Source organism: Streptomyces sp. TRM68367, assembly GCF_014495685.1.
In the GTDB taxonomy this organism is placed as follows: domain Bacteria; phylum Actinomycetota; class Actinomycetes; order Streptomycetales; family Streptomycetaceae; genus Streptomyces.
On sequence record NZ_JACTVI010000016.1, the window covers coordinates 1 to 18,205 of the forward strand.

The 18,205-nt window shown below is 73.5% G+C and carries 10 protein-coding genes and 4 pseudogenes; 7 read left to right on the forward strand and 7 right to left on the reverse strand.

Annotated features, from left to right (window positions below):
• Positions 1-71: 71 nt before the first annotated feature.
• Positions 72-2,638, reverse strand: a pseudogene (locus tag H8R17_RS13540) (CHAT domain-containing protein).
• Between the two features lie 212 nt (positions 2,639-2,850).
• On the opposite strand from H8R17_RS13540, the gene H8R17_RS13545 reads away from it, so the two are divergent.
• From H8R17_RS13545 to H8R17_RS13555, 3 genes are read left to right on the forward strand one after another with little or no spacing between them, the layout of a single operon-like run.
• Positions 2,851-4,278 (forward strand): S8/S53 family peptidase, encoded by a 1,428-nt coding sequence (locus tag H8R17_RS13545; protein WP_187823422.1) that lies wholly within the window; start codon positions 2,851-2,853, stop codon positions 4,276-4,278.
• Positions 4,275-4,913: an RNA polymerase sigma factor gene (locus H8R17_RS13550; RefSeq protein ID WP_187823423.1), complete on the forward strand. Its 639-nt coding sequence runs from the start codon at positions 4,275-4,277 to the stop codon at positions 4,911-4,913. Before H8R17_RS13545 ends, H8R17_RS13550 begins: the two co-directional genes overlap by 4 nt.
• Before the next feature lie 5 nt (positions 4,914-4,918).
• Positions 4,919-5,431, forward strand: a complete 513-nt coding sequence (locus H8R17_RS13555) for a hypothetical protein (RefSeq protein ID WP_187823424.1) — start codon at positions 4,919-4,921, stop codon at positions 5,429-5,431.
• 54 nt (positions 5,432-5,485) lie between these two features.
• Here the strand turns inward: H8R17_RS13555 and H8R17_RS49205 are convergent.
• Positions 5,486-5,647: pseudogene (locus tag H8R17_RS49205) on the reverse strand (cytochrome P450); the annotation flags it as partial.
• A 186-nt stretch (positions 5,648-5,833) separates the two neighbouring features.
• Positions 5,834-6,631: an N-formylglutamate amidohydrolase gene (locus tag H8R17_RS13565; RefSeq protein WP_187823425.1), complete on the reverse strand. Its 798-nt coding sequence runs from the start codon at positions 6,629-6,631 to the stop codon at positions 5,834-5,836.
• Positions 6,632-6,970: 339 nt separating this feature from the next.
• Here H8R17_RS13565 and H8R17_RS13570 point away from each other — a divergent pair, with 339 nt between their 5' ends.
• The gene (locus H8R17_RS13570; protein WP_187823426.1) at positions 6,971-7,135 is read left to right on the forward strand and encodes a hypothetical protein; all 165 of its coding nucleotides are present in this window, start codon (positions 6,971-6,973) and stop codon (positions 7,133-7,135) included.
• A gap of 69 nt (positions 7,136-7,204) precedes the next feature.
• Here the strand turns inward: H8R17_RS13570 and H8R17_RS13575 are convergent, their stop codons facing one another.
• The 3 genes and pseudogenes from H8R17_RS13575 to H8R17_RS13585 form a co-directional block, all read right to left on the reverse strand.
• Positions 7,205-9,424 (reverse strand): NADP-dependent isocitrate dehydrogenase, encoded by a 2,220-nt coding sequence (locus H8R17_RS13575; RefSeq protein WP_187823427.1) that lies wholly within the window; start codon positions 9,422-9,424, stop codon positions 7,205-7,207.
• 164 nt (positions 9,425-9,588) lie between these two features.
• The gene (locus tag H8R17_RS13580; protein ID WP_187823428.1) at positions 9,589-10,686 is read right to left on the reverse strand and encodes a mechanosensitive ion channel family protein; all 1,098 of its coding nucleotides are present in this window, start codon (positions 10,684-10,686) and stop codon (positions 9,589-9,591) included.
• Between the two features lie 216 nt (positions 10,687-10,902).
• Positions 10,903-11,431 (reverse strand): annotated as a pseudogene (locus H8R17_RS13585) (amino acid permease); the annotation flags it as partial.
• 415 nt (positions 11,432-11,846) lie between these two features.
• Between H8R17_RS13585 and H8R17_RS13595 the strand changes: the two are divergent.
• Positions 11,847-13,202 (forward strand): annotated as a pseudogene (locus tag H8R17_RS13595) (FAD-dependent oxidoreductase); the annotation flags it as partial.
• A gap of 227 nt (positions 13,203-13,429) precedes the next feature.
• On the opposite strand, the gene H8R17_RS13600 reads toward H8R17_RS13595, so the two are convergent.
• Entirely contained in the window at positions 13,430-14,431 is a 1,002-nt protein-coding gene (locus H8R17_RS13600; protein ID WP_316959397.1) for a lysylphosphatidylglycerol synthase transmembrane domain-containing protein, read from the reverse strand.
• Positions 14,432-14,638: 207 nt separating this feature from the next.
• On the opposite strand from H8R17_RS13600, the gene H8R17_RS13605 reads away from it, so the two are divergent.
• Together H8R17_RS13605 and H8R17_RS13610 are read left to right on the forward strand one after the other, a co-directional pair.
• Positions 14,639-16,531, forward strand: a complete 1,893-nt coding sequence (locus tag H8R17_RS13605) for an ABC transporter ATP-binding protein (RefSeq protein ID WP_187823522.1) — start codon at positions 14,639-14,641, stop codon at positions 16,529-16,531.
• Between the two features lie 562 nt (positions 16,532-17,093).
• On the forward strand, positions 17,094-18,188 hold the full coding sequence (locus H8R17_RS13610) for an acyltransferase family protein (protein WP_187823430.1): 1,095 nt from the start codon (positions 17,094-17,096) through the stop codon (positions 18,186-18,188).
• Positions 18,189-18,205: the final 17 nt, after the last annotated feature.

An 18,205-nucleotide genomic window follows, 5' to 3' on the forward strand; every position in this document is an offset into this window, starting at 1 on the left:
TGGCTGGTGGAGCTGCCGGACGCCCAGTCGGCCTGAGACTTCGGGGCGGCCTGACCCGCGCGGGGGGCGGGTCAGGCCGCCCCGAACGCCGTGAACGCCCACCCCGTGGCCTGGTGCAGCGCGTCGCCCGGCAGCGCCGCACGGGCGTCGCGCAGCGCCTCCGCCAGCGACAGACCGGCGCTGAGCCCCTTGTGCAGGGTGAGCATCAGCGGCACCACCGCGGCGTCGTTGACGGGCGCGCTGCACGCCACCACGCCCGCCGTGCCGAGCGGCAGCGCGCCGTGACCAGGCCGAGCAGCTCGTCGGCGCCCACCGACGCGAACCGGGCGGTGTCGCAGCAGGACAGGATGATCCGGTACGGGCTGCGGTCCAGGCGCTCCAAGTCGTGCACGACGATCGGCCCGTCGGCCATCCGCAGCGCGGAGAACAGCGGGCTGTCGGCGCGGAACGTGCCGTGCGCGGCGATGTGCGCCAGCGCCGCGCCGTCGAGTTCCTCCAGCACCCGCGGCACCCGCGCCCCGGCGCCCTCCAGGACGGCCGCACCGGCGTACCGGTCGGCCAGTTCGGCCACTTCCACACCACCGGTCGCCAGGCCGGGCCCGCGCACCAGCACCTGGCGGCCACCGGGCGGCGGCGCGGTCTCCCGGGCGCGCAGCCAGCTGCTCGCCGACGGCGACACACTCAGCACCCGCTCCCGCAGAGACGGCAGCAGCGCCCACGGCACACGGTGCAGCCGCCCCGGCGGTACGACCACGACGGGGCCGGTCCCCAGCTGCGCCGCCGCCGGGCCGAGCAACAGCTCCTCCAGACGCCGCCCCGCGGCCTCCACCAGCGGCAGCCGCGCCTCGGCACCCGGATGCGCCAGCCGCCGCAGCCCGGCCTGCACGTGCTCGGCCTCCGTCTCCGCCTCGGCGAGCAGCCCCGCCTCGAACCGCCGCACCCGACCCTGCGCGCACAGCAGCACGTGCACCCGCCCGTCCAGCACGGCGAGTTCCACCAGCCGTACGTCGTCGCCCAGCCGCCGCAGCAGCCTGCCCACGTCGAACCGGTCACCGCCGCCGGGCGCCGCGCCCCTCAGGTGCAGGGTCCGCGCGCGGATCTCCCGCTCCAGCCGCCGCTGCTCCCGCTCCAGGGCCGGCACGGGCCGGCCCTCCATGCGGGCGGCCTCGGCGCGCGCGGCGATCTCCCGGAACGCGGTCATCTCGCCGAGCAGCGCATGGTCGGCGGGCGGCCTGGTGGGCGGCGTCGACAGGGCGGTGGCCCGCCAGCGCTCGCTCCACAGCAGCAGCCGGCGCGGCCCGCCGGAGACCAGACTGGCCCGCTGGGCCAGCGCGGCCAGCTCCGCGCCCTGCGCGCTGGCCCGGGCCCGCAGTTCGGAGGCGCCCAGGGTCATCCGGTGGTCGTCGAGCACGTCCAGGCCGCGCCGGCCCGCCTCCAGCACACCCCGCGCCGACCCGGCCGCCTGCGCGCGCAGCGCCTGCGCCACCCAGCCCGTCATCCGGGCGAGCGGCGGACCGCTGCGCCTGCTGCGGGCGGCGACGGCCAGATGCCGTTCCGCGTCCGCCGTCCAGCCGAGGTCCAGCGCGATCCGGCCGGCCAGCAGCGAGGCCTCCGGGGCGGCCGGCGCGCCGAAGGAGGCCAGCTTCTCGGCCACCGAGGCCGCCTCCGCGACCAGTCGGCCCGAGCCGCGCCCGGCGGCCGCCCGCGCCTCGATCAGCACCAGCCGGGCGTGCGTCTCCCACCAGGTGCGCCGCTGCCCCGCGAACAGCCGTACCGCCAGGGCCGCGCGGGCGATCGCGGTCTGCGGATCGCCCGCAAGGCGGGCCGCCTTCGCGGCGGCCAGCAGCAGCTCGGCCTTGCGGGTCGACTGCCCGCCGATCCCGTCCAGCGCGGCGATCGCCCCGTCCGCCTCGGCCAGCGCCTCGGGGGCGAGCCCGGCGGCCATCAGGACCTCGCAGCGCCGGATGTTGAGCATGAACGTCGGGGTGCCCAGCTTGGCGTACCGCTCCTCCGCCTCGTCCAGCAGCGCCAGCGCCGCCGGGATGTCCCCGGACCGGAACGCCGCGAGCCCCCGGCTCTCCACCGCGTCCGCCTTGTCGTGCTCCTGGCCCGTGGTGTCCCACAGCGCCTCCGCCGCCGTGAAGTCGGCGTCCGCCCGCTCCACCGCGCCGAGCGCCAGATGCACGGTGGCCCGCAGGGTCAGCGCTCGCGCCGTCCAGATCACATCGTCCGCCTGCCGCAGCACGGGGACGGCCCGCCGTACGTCCTCCAGCGCCTCCCGGTGGCGGCCGAGCACCCACCACACGTACGCCCGCTTGTACAGCACCCGCGCCCTGGTGTGCCCGCTGCCCCGCCCGACCCCCTGCTCGAACGCGGCCAGCCCCTGCCGGGTACGGCCCGCGTGCACCAGCGCCACGCCGAGCGTGCCGAGGATGTCCGCCTCCCGGTCGGCCGACTCCGCGCGCGCCGCCAGGTCCCGGGCGCGCCGCAGATGCGTCAGGGCGAGCCTCAGATCGCCGAAGTCCCGCTGCCAGATGCCGATCACCTGGTGGGCGATCGAGGCGTGCAGCGGTCCGGGATCGGCGTCGAGCACCTTCTCCGCCCGGGCCAGCGCCTCGCCCGGGTCGGCGAACACCATCGGCAGCAGTTCGAGAACCGAGTCGCTTCCCGCTGTCACCCCTCGGATGGTAGTCGCCACGCTTGCCCACCACACTGGTTTGACCCTGTATCAAACGACGGCCCCGTGGCTCTGACCAACGACCGCCCGCGGCCGCAGCCGCCTCGCGGCCCGTCCGGGCCGTGCACACCGCGACCCGGACGGACACCGTCGTCTCAGCGGGAGGACACGCCATGGCACCACAGCGATTCCATGAGCAGTTCGACCAGATCCAGCGCTCGATGCCCGACATCCCCCTGGCGATGGGACCGGACGACTCCGCCGAGTTCCTCTACGAGAAGGGCGTCGTCCTCGTCCGCGACGGCGAGGAGGCCCGGCTCGTCGAGGACTCCGTGCGCGCGCACTTCACGGCAGCCGCCGACCTCGACCAGAACCAGGTACGCCGGGCGGGACCCGGGACCAACCGCAGCGGCATCACCCGCATCAGGGTCGGCGACCCCGGCGAGGGCGGCCGGGGCGCCGATCGCACCGTAGCGCGGGCGCTGCGGGCCGTGCGCGAGCAGGAGGTCCGGGCCGGGCGCCGGCTGGTCACCCGCAACCACGTGGTGCACATCGCGGTCAACGCCTGCCCCGGCGACGAACCCGTACCGGCCCCGCTCAGCCAGCCGCCGAACCCGGCCGCCGCCGAAGCCTCCCACGATCCGGACACCGCCGTCGGCGTCCTCGTCGTCGACACCGGCCTCGTGCACGACTACCGCTGCTACCCGCTGCTGGCCCACACCCACGGCGACGCCCAGACCGCGGAGTGCGACGACAAGGGCGTCCTGCAGGAGTACGTCGGCCACGGCACGTTCATCGCCGGACTGGTCGCGGCTGTCGCCCCCAACACCGACATCACCGTCAGCAACGCCCTGACCGACGCCGGCGCCATCCTGGAGTCCGAGTTCGGCCAGAAGCTCTTCGAGGCCGTCGACGACGGCTGGCCCGACGTGCTCAGCCTGTCCGCCGGCACCTCCAACGGCCGTACCGACGGCCTGCTCGGCCTCGAGACCTTCGTGCGGGAACTGCGCGCCCAGCGCACCCTGCTCGTCGCCGCCGCCGGCAACAACGCCAGCGCCACCCCCTTCTGGCCCGCCGCCTACGCCACCCTGCCCGGCTACGAGAACGCCGTGCTGTCGGTCGGCGCGCTGCGCGGCGACGGCGAGTTCGGCGCCTGCTTCAGCAACCACGGTTCCTGGGTGCGGGTCTACGCCCCCGGCGAGCGCCTCACCAGCGCCCTCACCGGCTTCGACACCCCGGTGCCGTACATCTACCAGCACTCCACGTACGACGCCTGCCGGTTCGGCTTCGGCTACGCCTGCACCTGCCGGCACCCGCGCCACACCGGAGTGCTCAGCGACCAGACCGCCGCCAACAAGCCGGACCAGGTCATGTTCGAGGGGTTCGCGCAGTGGAGCGGCACCTCGTTCGCCACCCCCGTGGTCGCCGGGATGATCGCCGCCCACATGACCGCGCACAAGGAGACCGACCCGCGCGCGGCCCGGCGGCAACTGCTCGCGGCCGTCGCCGACGTCGCGGAGGTGCGTGGCGCCCACGTACCGGCGCTGCTGCCGCCCACCTGGAGCCCGGTCGCCGTCGAGTCCCTCCCCACCGGCGCATGAGGACCGAAGCAGCCCCCTCCACGGCGTACGATGACTTGCCGTACACGAGGGGTGGGGCCGTGGACCGTATGGATGTCGGGGCGCTCGTCCAGTCCGCCGCCGACGGTGACGCGGCGGCCTGGAAGGCGCTGGTGGAAGGGCTCAGCCCGCTGGTGTGGTCCGTCGTGCGCGCCCACCGGCTCTCCGACGCGGACGCGCACGAGGTGTACCAGACCGCTTGGTTCCGCTTCGCCCAGCACCTCGGGCGGATCCGTGAGCCGCACAAGGCGGGCGCGTGGCTGGCGAGCACGGCCCGCAACGAGTGCCTGAAGGTGCTGCGGAGCTTGAGGCGGCTGACGCCCACCGACGATCCGCAGCTGCTGGACCGGGTCAGCGAGGACCGTACGCCGGAGCAGTCGCTGCTCGACTCGGAGGAGGCGGCCGCCGAGAGCGAGCGGATCCGGCGGGTGTGGCAGGAGTTCGAGGAACTGGGCGAGCGGTGCCGGGAGTTGCTGCGGGTGCTGATGGCCTCGCCGCCGCCCAGCTACCAGGAGGTGTCCGCCGCCCTGGGTATCGCGGTGGGCAGCATCGGGCCGCTCAGGCAGCGCTGTCTGCGCCGCCTGCGGGCCCGGCTCGAGGCGCGGGGGGCGATGTGAGCGGCATGCACGACGAGGATGCTGAGGATGCTTTCGACGAGGGCGCCTTCGGCGAAGTCACCGGGAACGGCCGGGACTTCACGGACGTCGACGCGGAGCTGCTGGAGGAGGAGCTGCGGCAGGCCGCCGCCGTCCTGGATCCCGTCCCGGACGACCTCCGGCAGATCGCCGTCGAGGCCTTCGCGCTGCGCGACCTGGACGCCCGGATCGCCGAGCTGACCTTCGACTCGCTGACCGACGCCATCCCGGTCAGGGGAGCGGCGGACCCGCCGCGGATGCTGACCTTCCGCGCGGGCGACGTGACCGTGGACGTGGAGGTGTCCGCGCAGGGCCTGATCGGGCAGGTGCTGCCACCGCAGCCCGCCCGGATCGAGGTGCTCGGCGGCCCGCAGCAGGCCGCCGCGCTCACCGCCGACGACATGGGCCGGTTCACCGGCGACCCACCGCCCGCCGGCCCGTTCGCACTGCGCCTGCGGGCCGGCCGGGACGTGGTCGTGACGGAGTGGCTGCGCGCGTGACGCACGCCCTGCTCACCACGTGCAGGGCAGGGCCGGCGTTCCGCGGATCATCGTTCGGGCCAGGCCGACGGAGCTGCGGTGCGGGACGTACCGCAGCGGCTCGTCCAGGACGGCGCCGCGCGCCCTGGGCCGCTCCCGCGTCCGGCGCATCAGCTCCGGCCGGGTCAGCAGCAGGCACGGCATCTGCCCGCAGTAGTGGGTGACGGCCTCCCCGCCGCCATGACCTCGCGGTGAACGCACCGGCGACCGCCCGCCGCAGCCGGGTGTGGCCGGGCTGGTCGGCGAACGCCGGGGAGCCCGGCCGGGGCTTGAAGTGCGCGGCCGGTCAGCTGGTGGTGGTCTCCTCCGCACCCCCTCGCCGGGCCCCGTCCGCCTGTCGCGCGGGAGTGCTCCGGCCGGTGGTCAGCCGTGCACGGCGTCGACGAGGGCCGCGAGCGCCGTGGCGAGCCGGTGCAGACCGGGTCCGGCCGGGCCGCCCGGCTCGGTCATGTACGTGTCCCGGCGGATCTCCACCATCAGGGCGGCGACCTCGGGCCGCGTGCTGTAGAACTCCAGCGGGACGTACGTCCCCGCGAACGGGCTGTCCAGCCCGGTCTCCCCGCACCCGGCGAACGCCTTCCGGGCCGCGTCGAGCAGCGCGGGCGGCGTGTGGAAGGTATCGGTGCCCAGGCAGACGGGCGGGCGCGGGCCCTCGCCGTGCAGCTCGTACGGCAGCGGGGCGGTCGGGTAGGAGTGCACGTCGATGATCACGGCCCGTCCCGTGGCCGCGAGCCGGTCCGCCACGGCCTCGGTCATCGCGCGCGCGTAGGGCCGGAAGTACCGCTCGACCAGCGGCCCGGGATCGGTGGCCGCGGTCCGCAGTACGGCCCGGTGCGTGGTCCGCGTGTAGACGGCGCCCATTCCGACGGCCAGCATCTCCTCCCGCTCGTCCGGGAACCGCTCCGGGTCGACCACCAGCCGCGACAGCCGGTTCAGGAACCGCCACGGCGCCACCCCGCACAATCCGGCCGCCCCCTCGGCGATCTCCGCCGTGTGCGCGTCGGTGATGTGGTCCAGCTCCCGCTCCAGCCCCCCGTCGTCCAGCACGATCCCCGCGCGCACGTCGGGGGGTATCTCCCGCGCGGAGTGCGGCACATGGAGGATCACGGGGGAGTCGTCGGCGCCGGGCAGCAGCTCGAAGGAGGCCGGGGCGTCGGTCATGGGGCCGCTCCAGAGGCGTGGTCGGTGTCGTACGGCATGATCACGGTGCCACATGCCGAAGAGCCGGGGGCGTTGTCAGATCCCTCGCCCAGCCTCGTGGGCGTGACCGTACACAAGGTCCCCCGGCGCCGACGCACGGCGGCTGACGCTGCTGCAGATCGACCCGACCGCCACCGTCGCGCCCAGCGCCGACCTCGTGGCGTGGAGCAGGATGCCCCGCCCGGCTCGGGCAGCCGTTCACCGGACGCGCCGCCCTGCTCTCGCCCTTCGACCGGCTGATCCACGACCGCGGACGCACCGCCGACCTCGCTCGACGCCACGGCCGACCGCAGGGCGGGCGTGTTCAGGGTCGCCGCGATCCACCAGGACGAACCGTTCGGCGCGACGATGAGCGAGGCGGTCGACCGGGAGATCGAGGATCTGGCCCACAGGCCCGACCTCGAACTCACCTCGCCCGGACCGCCGGCATGGCTTGCCCCGCCCGTATCTCTGCCCACCGCATGACTCCGCCCCGGCAGGGCGGTGCGCCGGCCGGGGCGGAAGGGGTGGTACGGCCCTGTCGGGCCGGGTGCGTCAGCTCAGGGACGCGAGCGCCTCGTTCCACGTGGCGGACGGGCGCATGACCGCGGCGGCCTTCGCCGGGTCGGGCTGGTAGTAGCCGCCGATCTCGGCCGGCTTGCCCTGGACGGCGTTCAGCTCGTCGACGATCTTCTGCTCGTTGGCGGCGAGCGTCTCGGCGATCGCGGCGAAGGCCTTGGCCAGCTCTGCGTCGTCGGTCTGCCTGGCCAGCTCCTGCGCCCAGTACACCGACAGGTAGAAGTGGCTGCCGCGGTTGTCGATGCCGCCGACGCGACGGGTCGGGGACTTGTCCTCGTTGAGGAAGGTCGCCGTGGCGCGGTCGAGGGCGTCGGCCAGCACCTTGGCGCGGGCGTTGCCGGTGACCGTGGCGTACTGCTCCAGGGACGGCACCAGGGCGAAGAACTCACCCAGCGAGTCCCAGCGCAGGTAGTTCTCCTTGACCAGCTGCTGCACGTGCTTCGGCGCGCTGCCGCCGGCGCCCGTCTCGAACAGGCCGCCGCCCGCCATCAGCGGGACGACCGACAGCATCTTGGCGCTGGTGCCCAGCTCCAGGATCGGGAACAGGTCGGTGAGGTAGTCGCGCAGGACGTTGCCGGTCGCGGAGATCGTGTTCTCGCCGCGGCGGATGCGCTCCACCGACAGCTTCGTCGCCTCGACCGGGTTGAGGATCCGGATGTCCAGGCCCTCGGTGTCGTGCTCCGGCAGGTACTGCCTGACCTTGGCGATCAGGTTGGCGTCGTGGGCGCGGGTCTCGTCCAGCCAGAACACCGCCGGGTCGCCGGTGGCGCGGGCCCGGGTGACGGCCAGCCTGACCCAGTCGCGGATCGGGGCGTCCTTGGTCTGACAGGCGCGGAAGATGTCACCGGCGGAGACGGTCTGCTCGATGACGGCGTTCCCGGCCTGGTCGACCAGGCGGACCGTGCCGGTGACCGGGATCTCGAAGGTCTTGTCGTGGCTGCCGTACTCCTCGGCCTTCTGCGCCATGAGGCCGACGTTCGGCACCGAGCCCATGGTCGACGGGTCGTAGGCGCCGTTGGCGCGGCAGTCCTCGATCACGGCCTGGTAGACGCCCGCGTAGCTGGAGTCCGGCAGCACCGCGAGGGCGTCGTGCTCCTGGCCGTCCGGGCCCCACATGTGGCCGGAGGTGCGGATCATGGCCGGCATGGAGGCGTCCACGATGACGTCCGACGGGACGTGCAGGTTGGTGATGTCCTTGTCGGAGTCGACCATCGCCAGCTCGGGGCCCTCGGCCAGCTCGGCGTCGAAGGAGGCCTTGATCTCGGCGCCCTCCGGCAGGCCCGCCAGGCCCTTGTAGATGCCGCCGAGACCGTCGTTCGGGGTCAGGCCGGCCGCGGCGAGCTTGTCGCCGTACTGCGCGAAGGTCTTCGGGAAGAAGGCGCGCACCACGTGGCCGAAGATGATCGGGTCGGAGACCTTCATCATCGTGGCCTTCAGGTGCACGGAGAACAGCACACCCTCCTGCTTGGCGCGGGCGACCTGCGCGGTCAGGAACTCGCGCAGCGCGGCGACGCGCATCACGGAGGCGTCGACGACCTCGCCGGCGAGGACGGGTACGGACTCGCGCAGCACGGTGGTGGAGCCGTCGTCGCCCTTCAGCTCGATGCGCAGGGCGCCGTCCTCGGCGATCACCACGGACTTCTCGGTGGAGCGGAAGTCGTCCACGCCCATGGTCGCCACGTTGGTCCTGGACTCGGGGGTCCAGGCGCCCATGCGGTGCGGGTGGGTCTTGGCGTAGTTCTTGACCGAGGCCGGGGCGCGGCGGTCGGAGTTGCCCTCACGCAGCACCGGGTTCACCGCGGAGCCCTTGACCTTGTCGTAGCGGGCCTGGATCTCCCGCTCCTCGTCGGTCCTGGGGTCGTCCGGGTAGTCCGGCAGCGCGTAGCCCTGGGCCTGCAGCTCGGCGATCGCGGCCTTCAGCTGCGGGATGGACGCCGAGATGTTCGGCAGCTTGATGATGTTGGCCGCGGGCGTCTTGGCCAGCTCGCCCAGCTCCGCCAGGGCGTCCGGGACGCGCTGGTCCTCGGTCAGGTACTCCGGGAACACGGCGATGATGCGCCCGGCCAGCGAGATGTCACGCGTCTCCACGGCGACACCCGCCTGCGAGGCGTACGCCTGGACCACCGGCAGGAAGGAATACGTCGCCAGGGCCGGGGCCTCGTCAGTGTGCGTGTAGATGATGGTCGAGTCAGTCACCGGGTGCTCCGCTCCACGTCTGCAACATTGCTCGACATCAAGATATCTCGTGATCGACCCCGGCTCGACAGGGGTCCGGGCAGCTCTTCGGCGGACCGGGGGAAAAAGACGTGCGGGGCACGTGAGGCAGTCCTCACGTGCCCCGGGGCAGGCTCCGCCGCCCCTCAGTCGTACAGGACGGCGGCCCCGCCCGGCACGATCCCGTCGCCCGCCCGCTGCTGCGGAATGGCGACCGCTCCCGACTGGACCGTCAGCGTGCGCTGCGGGAACGGTATGCCGATGTCGGTCTCGCGGTAGCGGCGGTGCAGGCGCTTGATGAACTCGTGCTTGATCCGGTACTGGTCGCTGAACTCGCCGACGCCCAGGATCACCGTGAAGTCGATGCTGGACTCGCCGAAGGTGTGGAAGCGGATGATCGGCTCGTGGTCCGGGACGGCGCCCTCGACCTCGGCCATCGTCTCGGCGATGACCTCGTTGGTCACCCGCTCCACGTGGTCCAGGTCGCTGTCGTAGGCGACGCCCACCTGGACCAGGATGGTCAGCCGCTCCTCGGGACGCATGTAGTTGGTCATGTTCGACCTCGCGAGTTCCCCGTTGGGGATCACGATCAGGTTGTTGGACAGCGCGCGGACCGTCGTCTGCCGCCAGTTGATGTCCTCGACGTAGCCCTCCTCGCCGCTGCTTAGGCGGATGTAGTCGCCGGGCTGCACGGTCTTCGAGGCGAGGATGTGGATGCCCGCGAAGAGATTCGCGAGGGTGTCCTGCAGGGCCAGCGCGACCGCCAGGCCGCCCACGCCGAGAGCGGTGAGCATCGGCGCTATGGAGATGCCGAGCGTCTGCAGCACCACCAGGAAGCCGATCGCCAGGACCAGGATCCGGGTGATGTTGACGAAGATCGTGGCCGATCCGGCGACCCCGGAGCGGGACACGGTGACGGCTCGCACCAGCCCGGCCACCACCCGGGCCGCCGTCACGGTCGCCACGAAGATCAGCAGCACGGTCAGCACCTGGTTGGTGTGGTGCTGCACCGACCCGGTCAGCGGCAGCGCCGCCGCCGCGCCCGCCACGCCGGCCGTGACCGCGATCCACGGCACGACCGTGCGCAGCGCGTCCACGATCACGTCGTCGCCGTTCCAGCGGGTGCGGCCGGCGTGCTTGCCCAGCCAGCGCAGCAGCACCCGCAGCAGGAAGGCCCCCACCAGACCGGAGAACAGCGCGATTCCGGCGAGGACCAGGTCGTCGACCGTCAGGCCGCGGTTCACCGGTCACCTCCGGAAGAAAGAGCTGCGGCGAAGGTCCTCGCCGCCGGCCGGATGTGCAGTCTCGTCACGTCGTCACCTGTCCGAATGCCTGGATTCCGGGATTGCCGGCGCGCCGCCGCCTGGCCCCCGTGACCGGCGCGAGGGCTCATCCTGCCGCATCCGGCACGTGAGTTCGAAGCGGGCCGTCGGCCACTCTCCCGGTGATGATACGAGCGCTCAGACGATGCCCTCGGCCAGATCCGCCCTGGTCACGGTCGGATCCGTACGCCGCGGTCGTGGGCGTCCCGTACGAACGGCGGGCGACGAACCACCACACGGTGGCCAGGACGAGTACGGCGACGAGCGCCACCGAGGCGCAGTTCATCGTGTCCACCGTCACCGGCGACGACTGCGGCAGGCAGAACAGCACCGTGACGAAGGCCACCCACGTCACCGCGATCCAGCCGATCGGTTTGCTCCACCGGCCCAGGTTCCAGGGGCCGGGCCGGAAACGGCCACCGGCGCGCAGGCGCAGCAAGGGCGTGATACCGATGACGTTGATGGCGGTGACCGCGCCGTACGCGGTCTCCGAGTACAGCGACGGCAGCGCGAGGACGCAGGGCACCGCCACCGACAGCCAGGCGGCCGGGAGAGGGGTCTGGGTGCGGCTGGAGACCCTGCGCCACAGCGCCGAGCCGGGCAGCGCGCGGTCCCGGCTGAACGCGAACACCATGCGGCTGGCCGCGGCGACCTCGGCGTTGCCGCAGTCCCGGTCGAGCCGGGCCAGCGCCGGCAGACACACCCACGGCACCGGGTCGTACGGCGCCGCCCGCGCCGCCGCGTCCGTCCCGTGCCAGGCCTCCGACCACAGCTCGTCGGTACGGCGGTGACCCTCGCGGTGCGCCCGCAGCGCGCGCTCCACGGCGCCCCGGGCGTGCATCACCGCGGCGGGCACGCTGTCCGGCTCCTCCGCGCGCCAGGCCGCCACCACATCGGTGCCGGCCACCGCGGCGGCGAGAACCTGGGTGCGCTGCGTCCACTGCCACCAGCCCGCGGTCTCCTCCAGCAGCGCGCGCATCGACATCCAGCGCCCGGCGCGCACCTCCTGCAGGGCTCAAAGGCGACTCGTTCCGCATGCGAGGACGCGAACTCGGACGCGTCCCCCGGCGCAGGGCCGCGTCGTGTCCGGCGGGATCGTAGGCGGGTCGTGGATCGTCGGCGCCGGGGTCGTCGGCTGCGCGATCGCCCGCCAACTGGCCCGCCGCCCGCGGCTGCGCGTGGCCCTCGTCGAGGCGCAGGACGATGTCGGCCAGGGCACCTCGAAGGCCAATACCGCGATCCTGCACACCGGGTTCGACGCGACGCGCGGCACGCTGGAGGCCCGGCTCGTCCGCGAGGGCGCGCGCCTGCTCGCCGCGTACGCCGCCGAGTCCGGCATCCCCGTCGAACCGGTCGGCGCGCTGCTCGTCGCCTGGGACGAGGAACAGCTCGCCGCGTTGCCCCGGCTCGCCGAGAAGGCCGCACGCAACGACTACCGGGACACGCGCCTGATCGGCCCCGCCGACGTGTACGCGCGCGAACCCCGCCTCGGCCCCGGCGCGCTCGGCGCCCTGCACGTGCCCGGCGAGAGCATCATCTGCCCGTGGACGACCACCCTGGCGTACGCCACCCAGGCGGTGCGGCACGGCGTGGACCTGCACCTCAACTCGCCCGTCCGGCAGACAAGTCGACAAGGCGACCTGCATCACCTGACCACGCCCCGGGGCACGCCACGCACCCACTGGCTGGTCAACGCGGCCGGCCTGCACGCCGACACCCTCGACCGGCGGCTTGGCCACCACGACTTCACCGTCACCCCGCGCCGCGGCCAGCTCATCGTCCACGACAAACTCGCCCGCGACCTGGTCCGCCACATCCTCCTGCCGGTGCCCACGGCCCTCGGCAAGGGCGTCCTGGTCGCCCCCACCGTGTACGGCAACGTCCTGCTCGGCCCGACCGCCGAGGACCTGGACGACAAGACGGCCACCGGCTCCATGGCCGACGGCCTGGCGCTGCTGCGCGAGAAGGGCCGCCGCATCCTGCCCGACCTGCTTCACGAGGAGGTCACCGCCGTGTACGCCGGGCTGCGCGCCGCCACCGAGCACGACGACTACTGCATCCGCGCCCACCCCGACCATGCTTGCGTCACCGTCGGCGGCGTCCGCTCCACCGGCCTGACCGCCTCGCTCGCCCTCGCCGCGCACGTGACGGACCTGCTGGTGGCCGGCGGCCTGGAAGCGGGCCCGGAGGAGGAGTTGGAGCCGGTGCGCATGCCGAACCTGGGCGAGGCCTTCCCGCGTCCCTAACAGCGGCCCGACCTGATCGCCGCCGACCCGGAGTACGGCACCCTCGTCTGCCACTGCGAGCGCGTCTCGTGCGGCGAGATCCGCGACGCCCGCGCCAGTACGATCCCGCCGCGCACTCTGGACGGGTTGCGCCGCCGCACTCGCGCCCGGGCGGGCCGCTGCCAGGGCTTCCACTGCCGAGCGGCGGTGCGCCCTCGCCCCGCGCCCGGGCGGCCCCGCTGTCGACGCCGCCCTGCGCACCTCACGCCCCGGCGTGTTCGCCGCCGGCGGCCTGCTGCACGCGGGGGAGCCCGCGGCGCGAGCGGCGCGCGAGGGCGCGGACGTGGCCGGCGCCGTCAGCGACTGGCTCGCGGGGGCAGCCTGGTCCGGGCCCCGGAGGTAAGGCGTCTGCGACGCGGAACGGCATGGTCGTACGGCCTTCAGATCACCTTCAGCCGCACCAGCGCCCCCAGCGTCAGCGCCCCCGGCAGCAGCGGCAGCCAGACGGTGATGATCCGGAAGGCCAGGACCACCGCCGTGGCCACGGCCGCGGGGCCGCCCACCGCCACCAAGGCAACGACCAGCGCCGCCTCGACCGAGCCGACGCCGCCCGGCGTGGGCACCAGGGCGACGGCGACCGTCGCCGCGAGATACGCGAGCGCCATGTGCACCGGCGGCACCGGCAGCCCCAACGCCAGCCCGACCAGGACGAGGCACGCGGCCTGCAGCGCGGGGAAGGCGAGCGAACCGCCCCACAGGGCGAGCGCCCGCGCCGGACGGGTGTGCACCGTGCGGGCTTCGCCGAGCGCCGTGCGCAGGAAGGAGACCGCGCCCGCCCGCAGCCGCCGTACGCACACGAGGACGGCCACCGCCACGACCAGCGCCGCGCCGATCCCGAGCAGCAGCGGGCCGACGGCCCCCTCGGGCAGCAGGGGGCCGAGCCGCAGCGCGCCGGGGAACGCGATCAGCAGCGCGCCCAGCAGGGCCACCCGGCCGATCGACTCGGCCAGCAGATACAGCGCGAGAGCCGCCGAGGAGCGGGCGAGCGGCAGCCCGCACACCGTCATGAACCGCAGGTTGACCGCGCTCGCACCGAGGCCGGTGGGCAGCAGGTGGTTGGCGGCGCCGGCCGCGAACTGCGTGGCCAGCAGCCGCCGTTTGGGGAGCGCCTCGACCACCGCGCCCTGCCGGGTGCAGGCCGCGGCGACCCAGGTCAGACAGGTCGCGCCGGCCGCGGCCAGCAGCCAGGGCCACTCGGCGCTGCCCAGATGGGCGAAGCCCGCCGCGAGCACATCTCGGTGCTGCACCGCGACCACGGCGACGAGCACGAGCGGCAGCAGGCACAGGACCTGGCGGATACGGCGGACCGGGACGCGACGGGGGAGCCGCCGAGGGGTATCGGGGGCTTCGGGCGGACTGTCGGGGAGTTGTACCGCTGTCACACCCGCACAGGCTCGCCCCGCCGCGCCAACTGCGGGTTGCGGCAGCGCGGACGGCGGCTTACGGACGGACAGCGGGCGGGGAGTCGAAGCCATCGGAGCCTTTGCACGGGGGGACGCCGGGCGGAGAAACGCGCGGGCTGGGCCGGAGCGTACCTTGCCGCCCTTGACCTCAACAAAGCTTGAGGTCCTACCGTCGCTGCCATGAGCATGGAGACCACAGCCTGGACACAGCTGCACGGCGTGCTGAACGCCGAGCACAAAAGCCGCCCCTTTGCCCGCGCGACGCTGCGCCGCATCGGCGCCTTCGCCCGCCCGCACCGCGGACGCATCACCCTGTTCGTGCTGCTCGGGGTGGTGACAGCCCTGCTCGCCGTCGCCACACCCGTACTGGCCGGGCAGGTCGTCGACGCGATCGTGTCGGACGGCGACGAGGGAACCGTCGTACACCTCGCCCTGCTCATCGCGCTCATCGCGGTCGCGGAGGCCGCGCTCGGCATCCTCTCCCGGAGGCTGTCGGCGAGGCTCGGTGAGGGGCTGATCCTCGATCTGCGGACGGCTGTGTTCGATCATGTGCAGCGGATGCCGGTGGCGTTCTTCACCCGCACGCGTACGGGAGCGCTGGTCTCCCGTCTCAACAACGACGTCATCGGCGCGCAGCGGGCCTTCAGCAACACCCTGTCCGGCGTGGTCAGCAACCTGGTCACGCTGGTGTTCACGCTCGTCGTGATGCTGACCTTGTCCTGGCAGATCACCCTGCTCGCGCTGGCGCTGCTGCCGGTGTTCGTGCTGCCCGCCCGGCGCATGGGCGCCCGCATGGCCCGGATGCAGCGGGAGGCGGCGGCGCTGAACGCGGCGATGGGCACCCGGATGACCGAGCGGTTCTCCGCGCCCGGCGCCACGCTGGTCAAGCTCTTCGGCCGCCCGGAGGAGGAGTCGGAGGAGTTCGCGGTGCGCGCCCGCCGGGTCGCCGACATCGGCGTCCGCACGGCCACCGCCCAGGCGGCGTTCATCACCGCGCTCACCCTGGTCTCCGCCCTGGCGCTGGCCCTGGTCTACGGCCTCGGCGGCTTCTTCGCCCTGCGCGGCAGCCTGGAACCGGGCGCGGTCGTGTCCCTGGCGCTGCTGCTCACCCGTATGTACGCGCCGCTGACCGCGCTCGCCGGGGCCCGGGTGGAGGTGATGAGCGCGCTGGTCAGCTTCGAGCGGGTCTTCGAGGTGCTCGACCTGAAGCCGCTCATCGAGGAGAAGCCGGACGCGCGCGACATCCCCGACGGCCCCGTGACGGTGGAGTTCGACGACGTCCGCTTCGGCTACCCGTCCGCCGACAAGGTCTCCCTCGCCTCCCTGGAGGAGGTCGCGTCCCTGGACACGCGAGGCGGCGCCGAAGTCCTGCACGGCGTCTCCTTCCGCGCCGAACCCGGCCAGACCGTGGCACTCGTCGGTTCCTCCGGCGCGGGCAAGTCGACCATCGCGCAGCTGCTGCCGCGCCTGTACGACGTCGACGACGGCGCCGTGCGCATCGGCGGCGTCGACGTCCGCGACCTGACCGCCTCGTCCCTGCGCGCGACCCTGGGCATGGTCACCCAGGACGGCCACCTCTTCCACGACACCGTTCGCGCCAACCTCCTGCTGGCCCGCCCCTACGCCACCGACGCCGACCTGTGGGACGCCCTGCGCCGCGCCCGCCTCGACGACCTCGTTCGGTCCCTGCCCGACGGCCTCGACACGGTGGTCGGCGAACGCGGATACCGCCTCTCCGGCGGCGAACGCCAGCGCATGACCATCGCCCGGCTCCTGCTGGCCCGCCAGCGCGTGGTGATCCTCGACGAGGCCACCGCCCACCTGGACAACACCTCGGAGGCGGCCGTCCAGGAAGCACTCACCGAGGCACTGGAGGGCAGGACCGCACTGGTCATCGCCCACCGCCTGTCCACGGTCCGCGCCGCCGACCAGATCCTGGTGATCGAGGCCGGCCGCGTCGTGGAACACGGCACTCACGACCAGCTGCTGACCGCGGGCGGCCGCTACGCCGAGCTGTACCGCACGCAGTTCGAGCGGCGGGCGGGGGAGGCGACGCTGGCGGGGGAGGCCGCGGCGTAGGGGGCCGCGGCCTCCCCGGTGGGGCCGTCAGGTCGAAGTTCCGGCCCACCGTCCCCGGTACGGCCGTCCCGGCGGTCTCGCCGGCCGCGGTCACCGCGCGCTCCTCGCGCAGCGCGAGGAGTTCCGCGGCCGGCCGCTGCCGCAGGGAGCCGTCCCCGGCGAAAGTCACCTAGCTGTATTGCCCTGAGAGGTCAGCAGCCCGGCCCAGCCTGCCTCACGTACCCACTGGTCGCGGACCTCCCACGACCAGGCCCACAGCAGCCACCGGCCGCCGGGAGCGGGCAGCGGCGCCGGGGCGTAGAAGTCGCGACTTCGCCACCGGTGACCTCACCGGATGGACGGCTCTCTGACCAAGGCGACCGGGCGCGTGAGTGACATCCCGGCACCGACACGTCCTGCGGCAGCCCCGCCGGGGTGGCTGGTCCTCGCCCCTGTGCGCCGCGTCGGGTTGATCCGGCGGGCGGTGACGTGCTTAGGGTGCTGGCAATGATCAGCTCAGCCGTCACAGCCGTATCTGTGGGAAGACGCGCCACAGGCGACGCGGGTTGGTTCGGGAGGGCTGATGACTGACACCGTGGCCACGGCAGGGCGCCTGGCCGAAGAGCGGCAGGAGCACCTGCCGTCCGCGGGCGCGCGTCCCGTCAAGCAGCGGGACGCCTTTTTCGACAACGCCAAGTACCTGACGATCGTGCTGGTGGCGGCGGGACACGCGTGGGAGCCGCTGCGCGACGGCAGCCGGGCCGTCACCGCCCTGTACACGCTCGTCTACGCCGTCCACATGCCGGCGTTCATCGTCATCTCCGGCTATTTCTCACGCACCTTCGACGCCGGCCCCGGCCGGCTCAAACGCCTGATCACCGGTGTCGCCGTCCCGTACGTCGTCTTCGAGGTGGCGTACACCCTGTTCACCCGGTGGACGGACCAGGCCCCCGACCGCCCGGTCAGCCTGCTGGACCCCCTGTACCTCACCTGGTTCCTGGCGGCCCTGTTCATCTGGCGGCTGACCACCCCCATCTGGCGGCTCGTCCGCCGGCCGCTGCCTCTCGCGCTCACCCTCGCGATGGCGACGACCCTCTCGCCGTCCATCGGCGACGACCTCGCCCTGCGCCAAGCCCTCCAGTTCCTGCCGTACTTCGTGCTCGGCCTGCTGCTGCGGCCGGAGCACTTCCGGATGGTGCGCCGCCGCGCCGTACGCGTCCTGGCCGTGCCGGTCTTCCTCTGCGGCCTGGCGGTGGCGTACTGGACCGGCTCGCGGGGGATGAACTACGTCGCGTACTTCCACAGCGACAGCCCCGAAGGACTCGCCGTACCCGTCTGGTACGGGCCCGTGATGACCCTGGCCTCCTTCGGCTGCTCGATCGTCCTGGTCGTCTGCTTCCTCGCCTGGGTGCCCGGACGCCGGATGTGGTGCACCGCGCTCGGGGCGGGCACCCTCTACGGCTACCTGCTGCACGGCTTCGTCGCGCAGGGCGCCAAGTTCTGGGGCTGGTACGACCCCACCTGGATCCACCGGCCGGCCGGCGCGATCGCCGTCACCCTGGTCGCCGCCGTGACCGTGACCGCCCTGTGCACCCCTCCCGTCCAGCGGCTCTTCCGCTGCGTGACGGAACCGCGCATGACATGGGCCTTCATTCCTGGGCGAGGCAACGGGTTGTAAGGTAGGCAACGGGCCCT

Excerpts from the sequence above, each read along its gene's own strand:
- H8R17_RS13555 (WP_187823424.1), top strand. The coding sequence starts at position 4,919 with ATGCACGACGAGGATGCTGAGGATGCTTTCGACGAGGGCGCCTTCGGC.
- H8R17_RS13545 (WP_187823422.1), top strand. The coding sequence starts at position 2,851 with ATGGCACCACAGCGATTCCATGAGCAGTTCGACCAGATCCAGCGCTCG.
- H8R17_RS13550 (WP_187823423.1), top strand. The coding sequence starts at position 4,275 with ATGAGGACCGAAGCAGCCCCCTCCACGGCGTACGATGACTTGCCGTAC.
- H8R17_RS13565 (WP_187823425.1), bottom strand. The coding sequence starts at position 6,631 with ATGACCGACGCCCCGGCCTCCTTCGAGCTGCTGCCCGGCGCCGACGAC.
- H8R17_RS13610 (WP_187823430.1), top strand. The coding sequence starts at position 17,094 with ATGACTGACACCGTGGCCACGGCAGGGCGCCTGGCCGAAGAGCGGCAG.
- H8R17_RS13605 (WP_187823522.1), top strand. The coding sequence starts at position 14,639 with ATGGAGACCACAGCCTGGACACAGCTGCACGGCGTGCTGAACGCCGAG.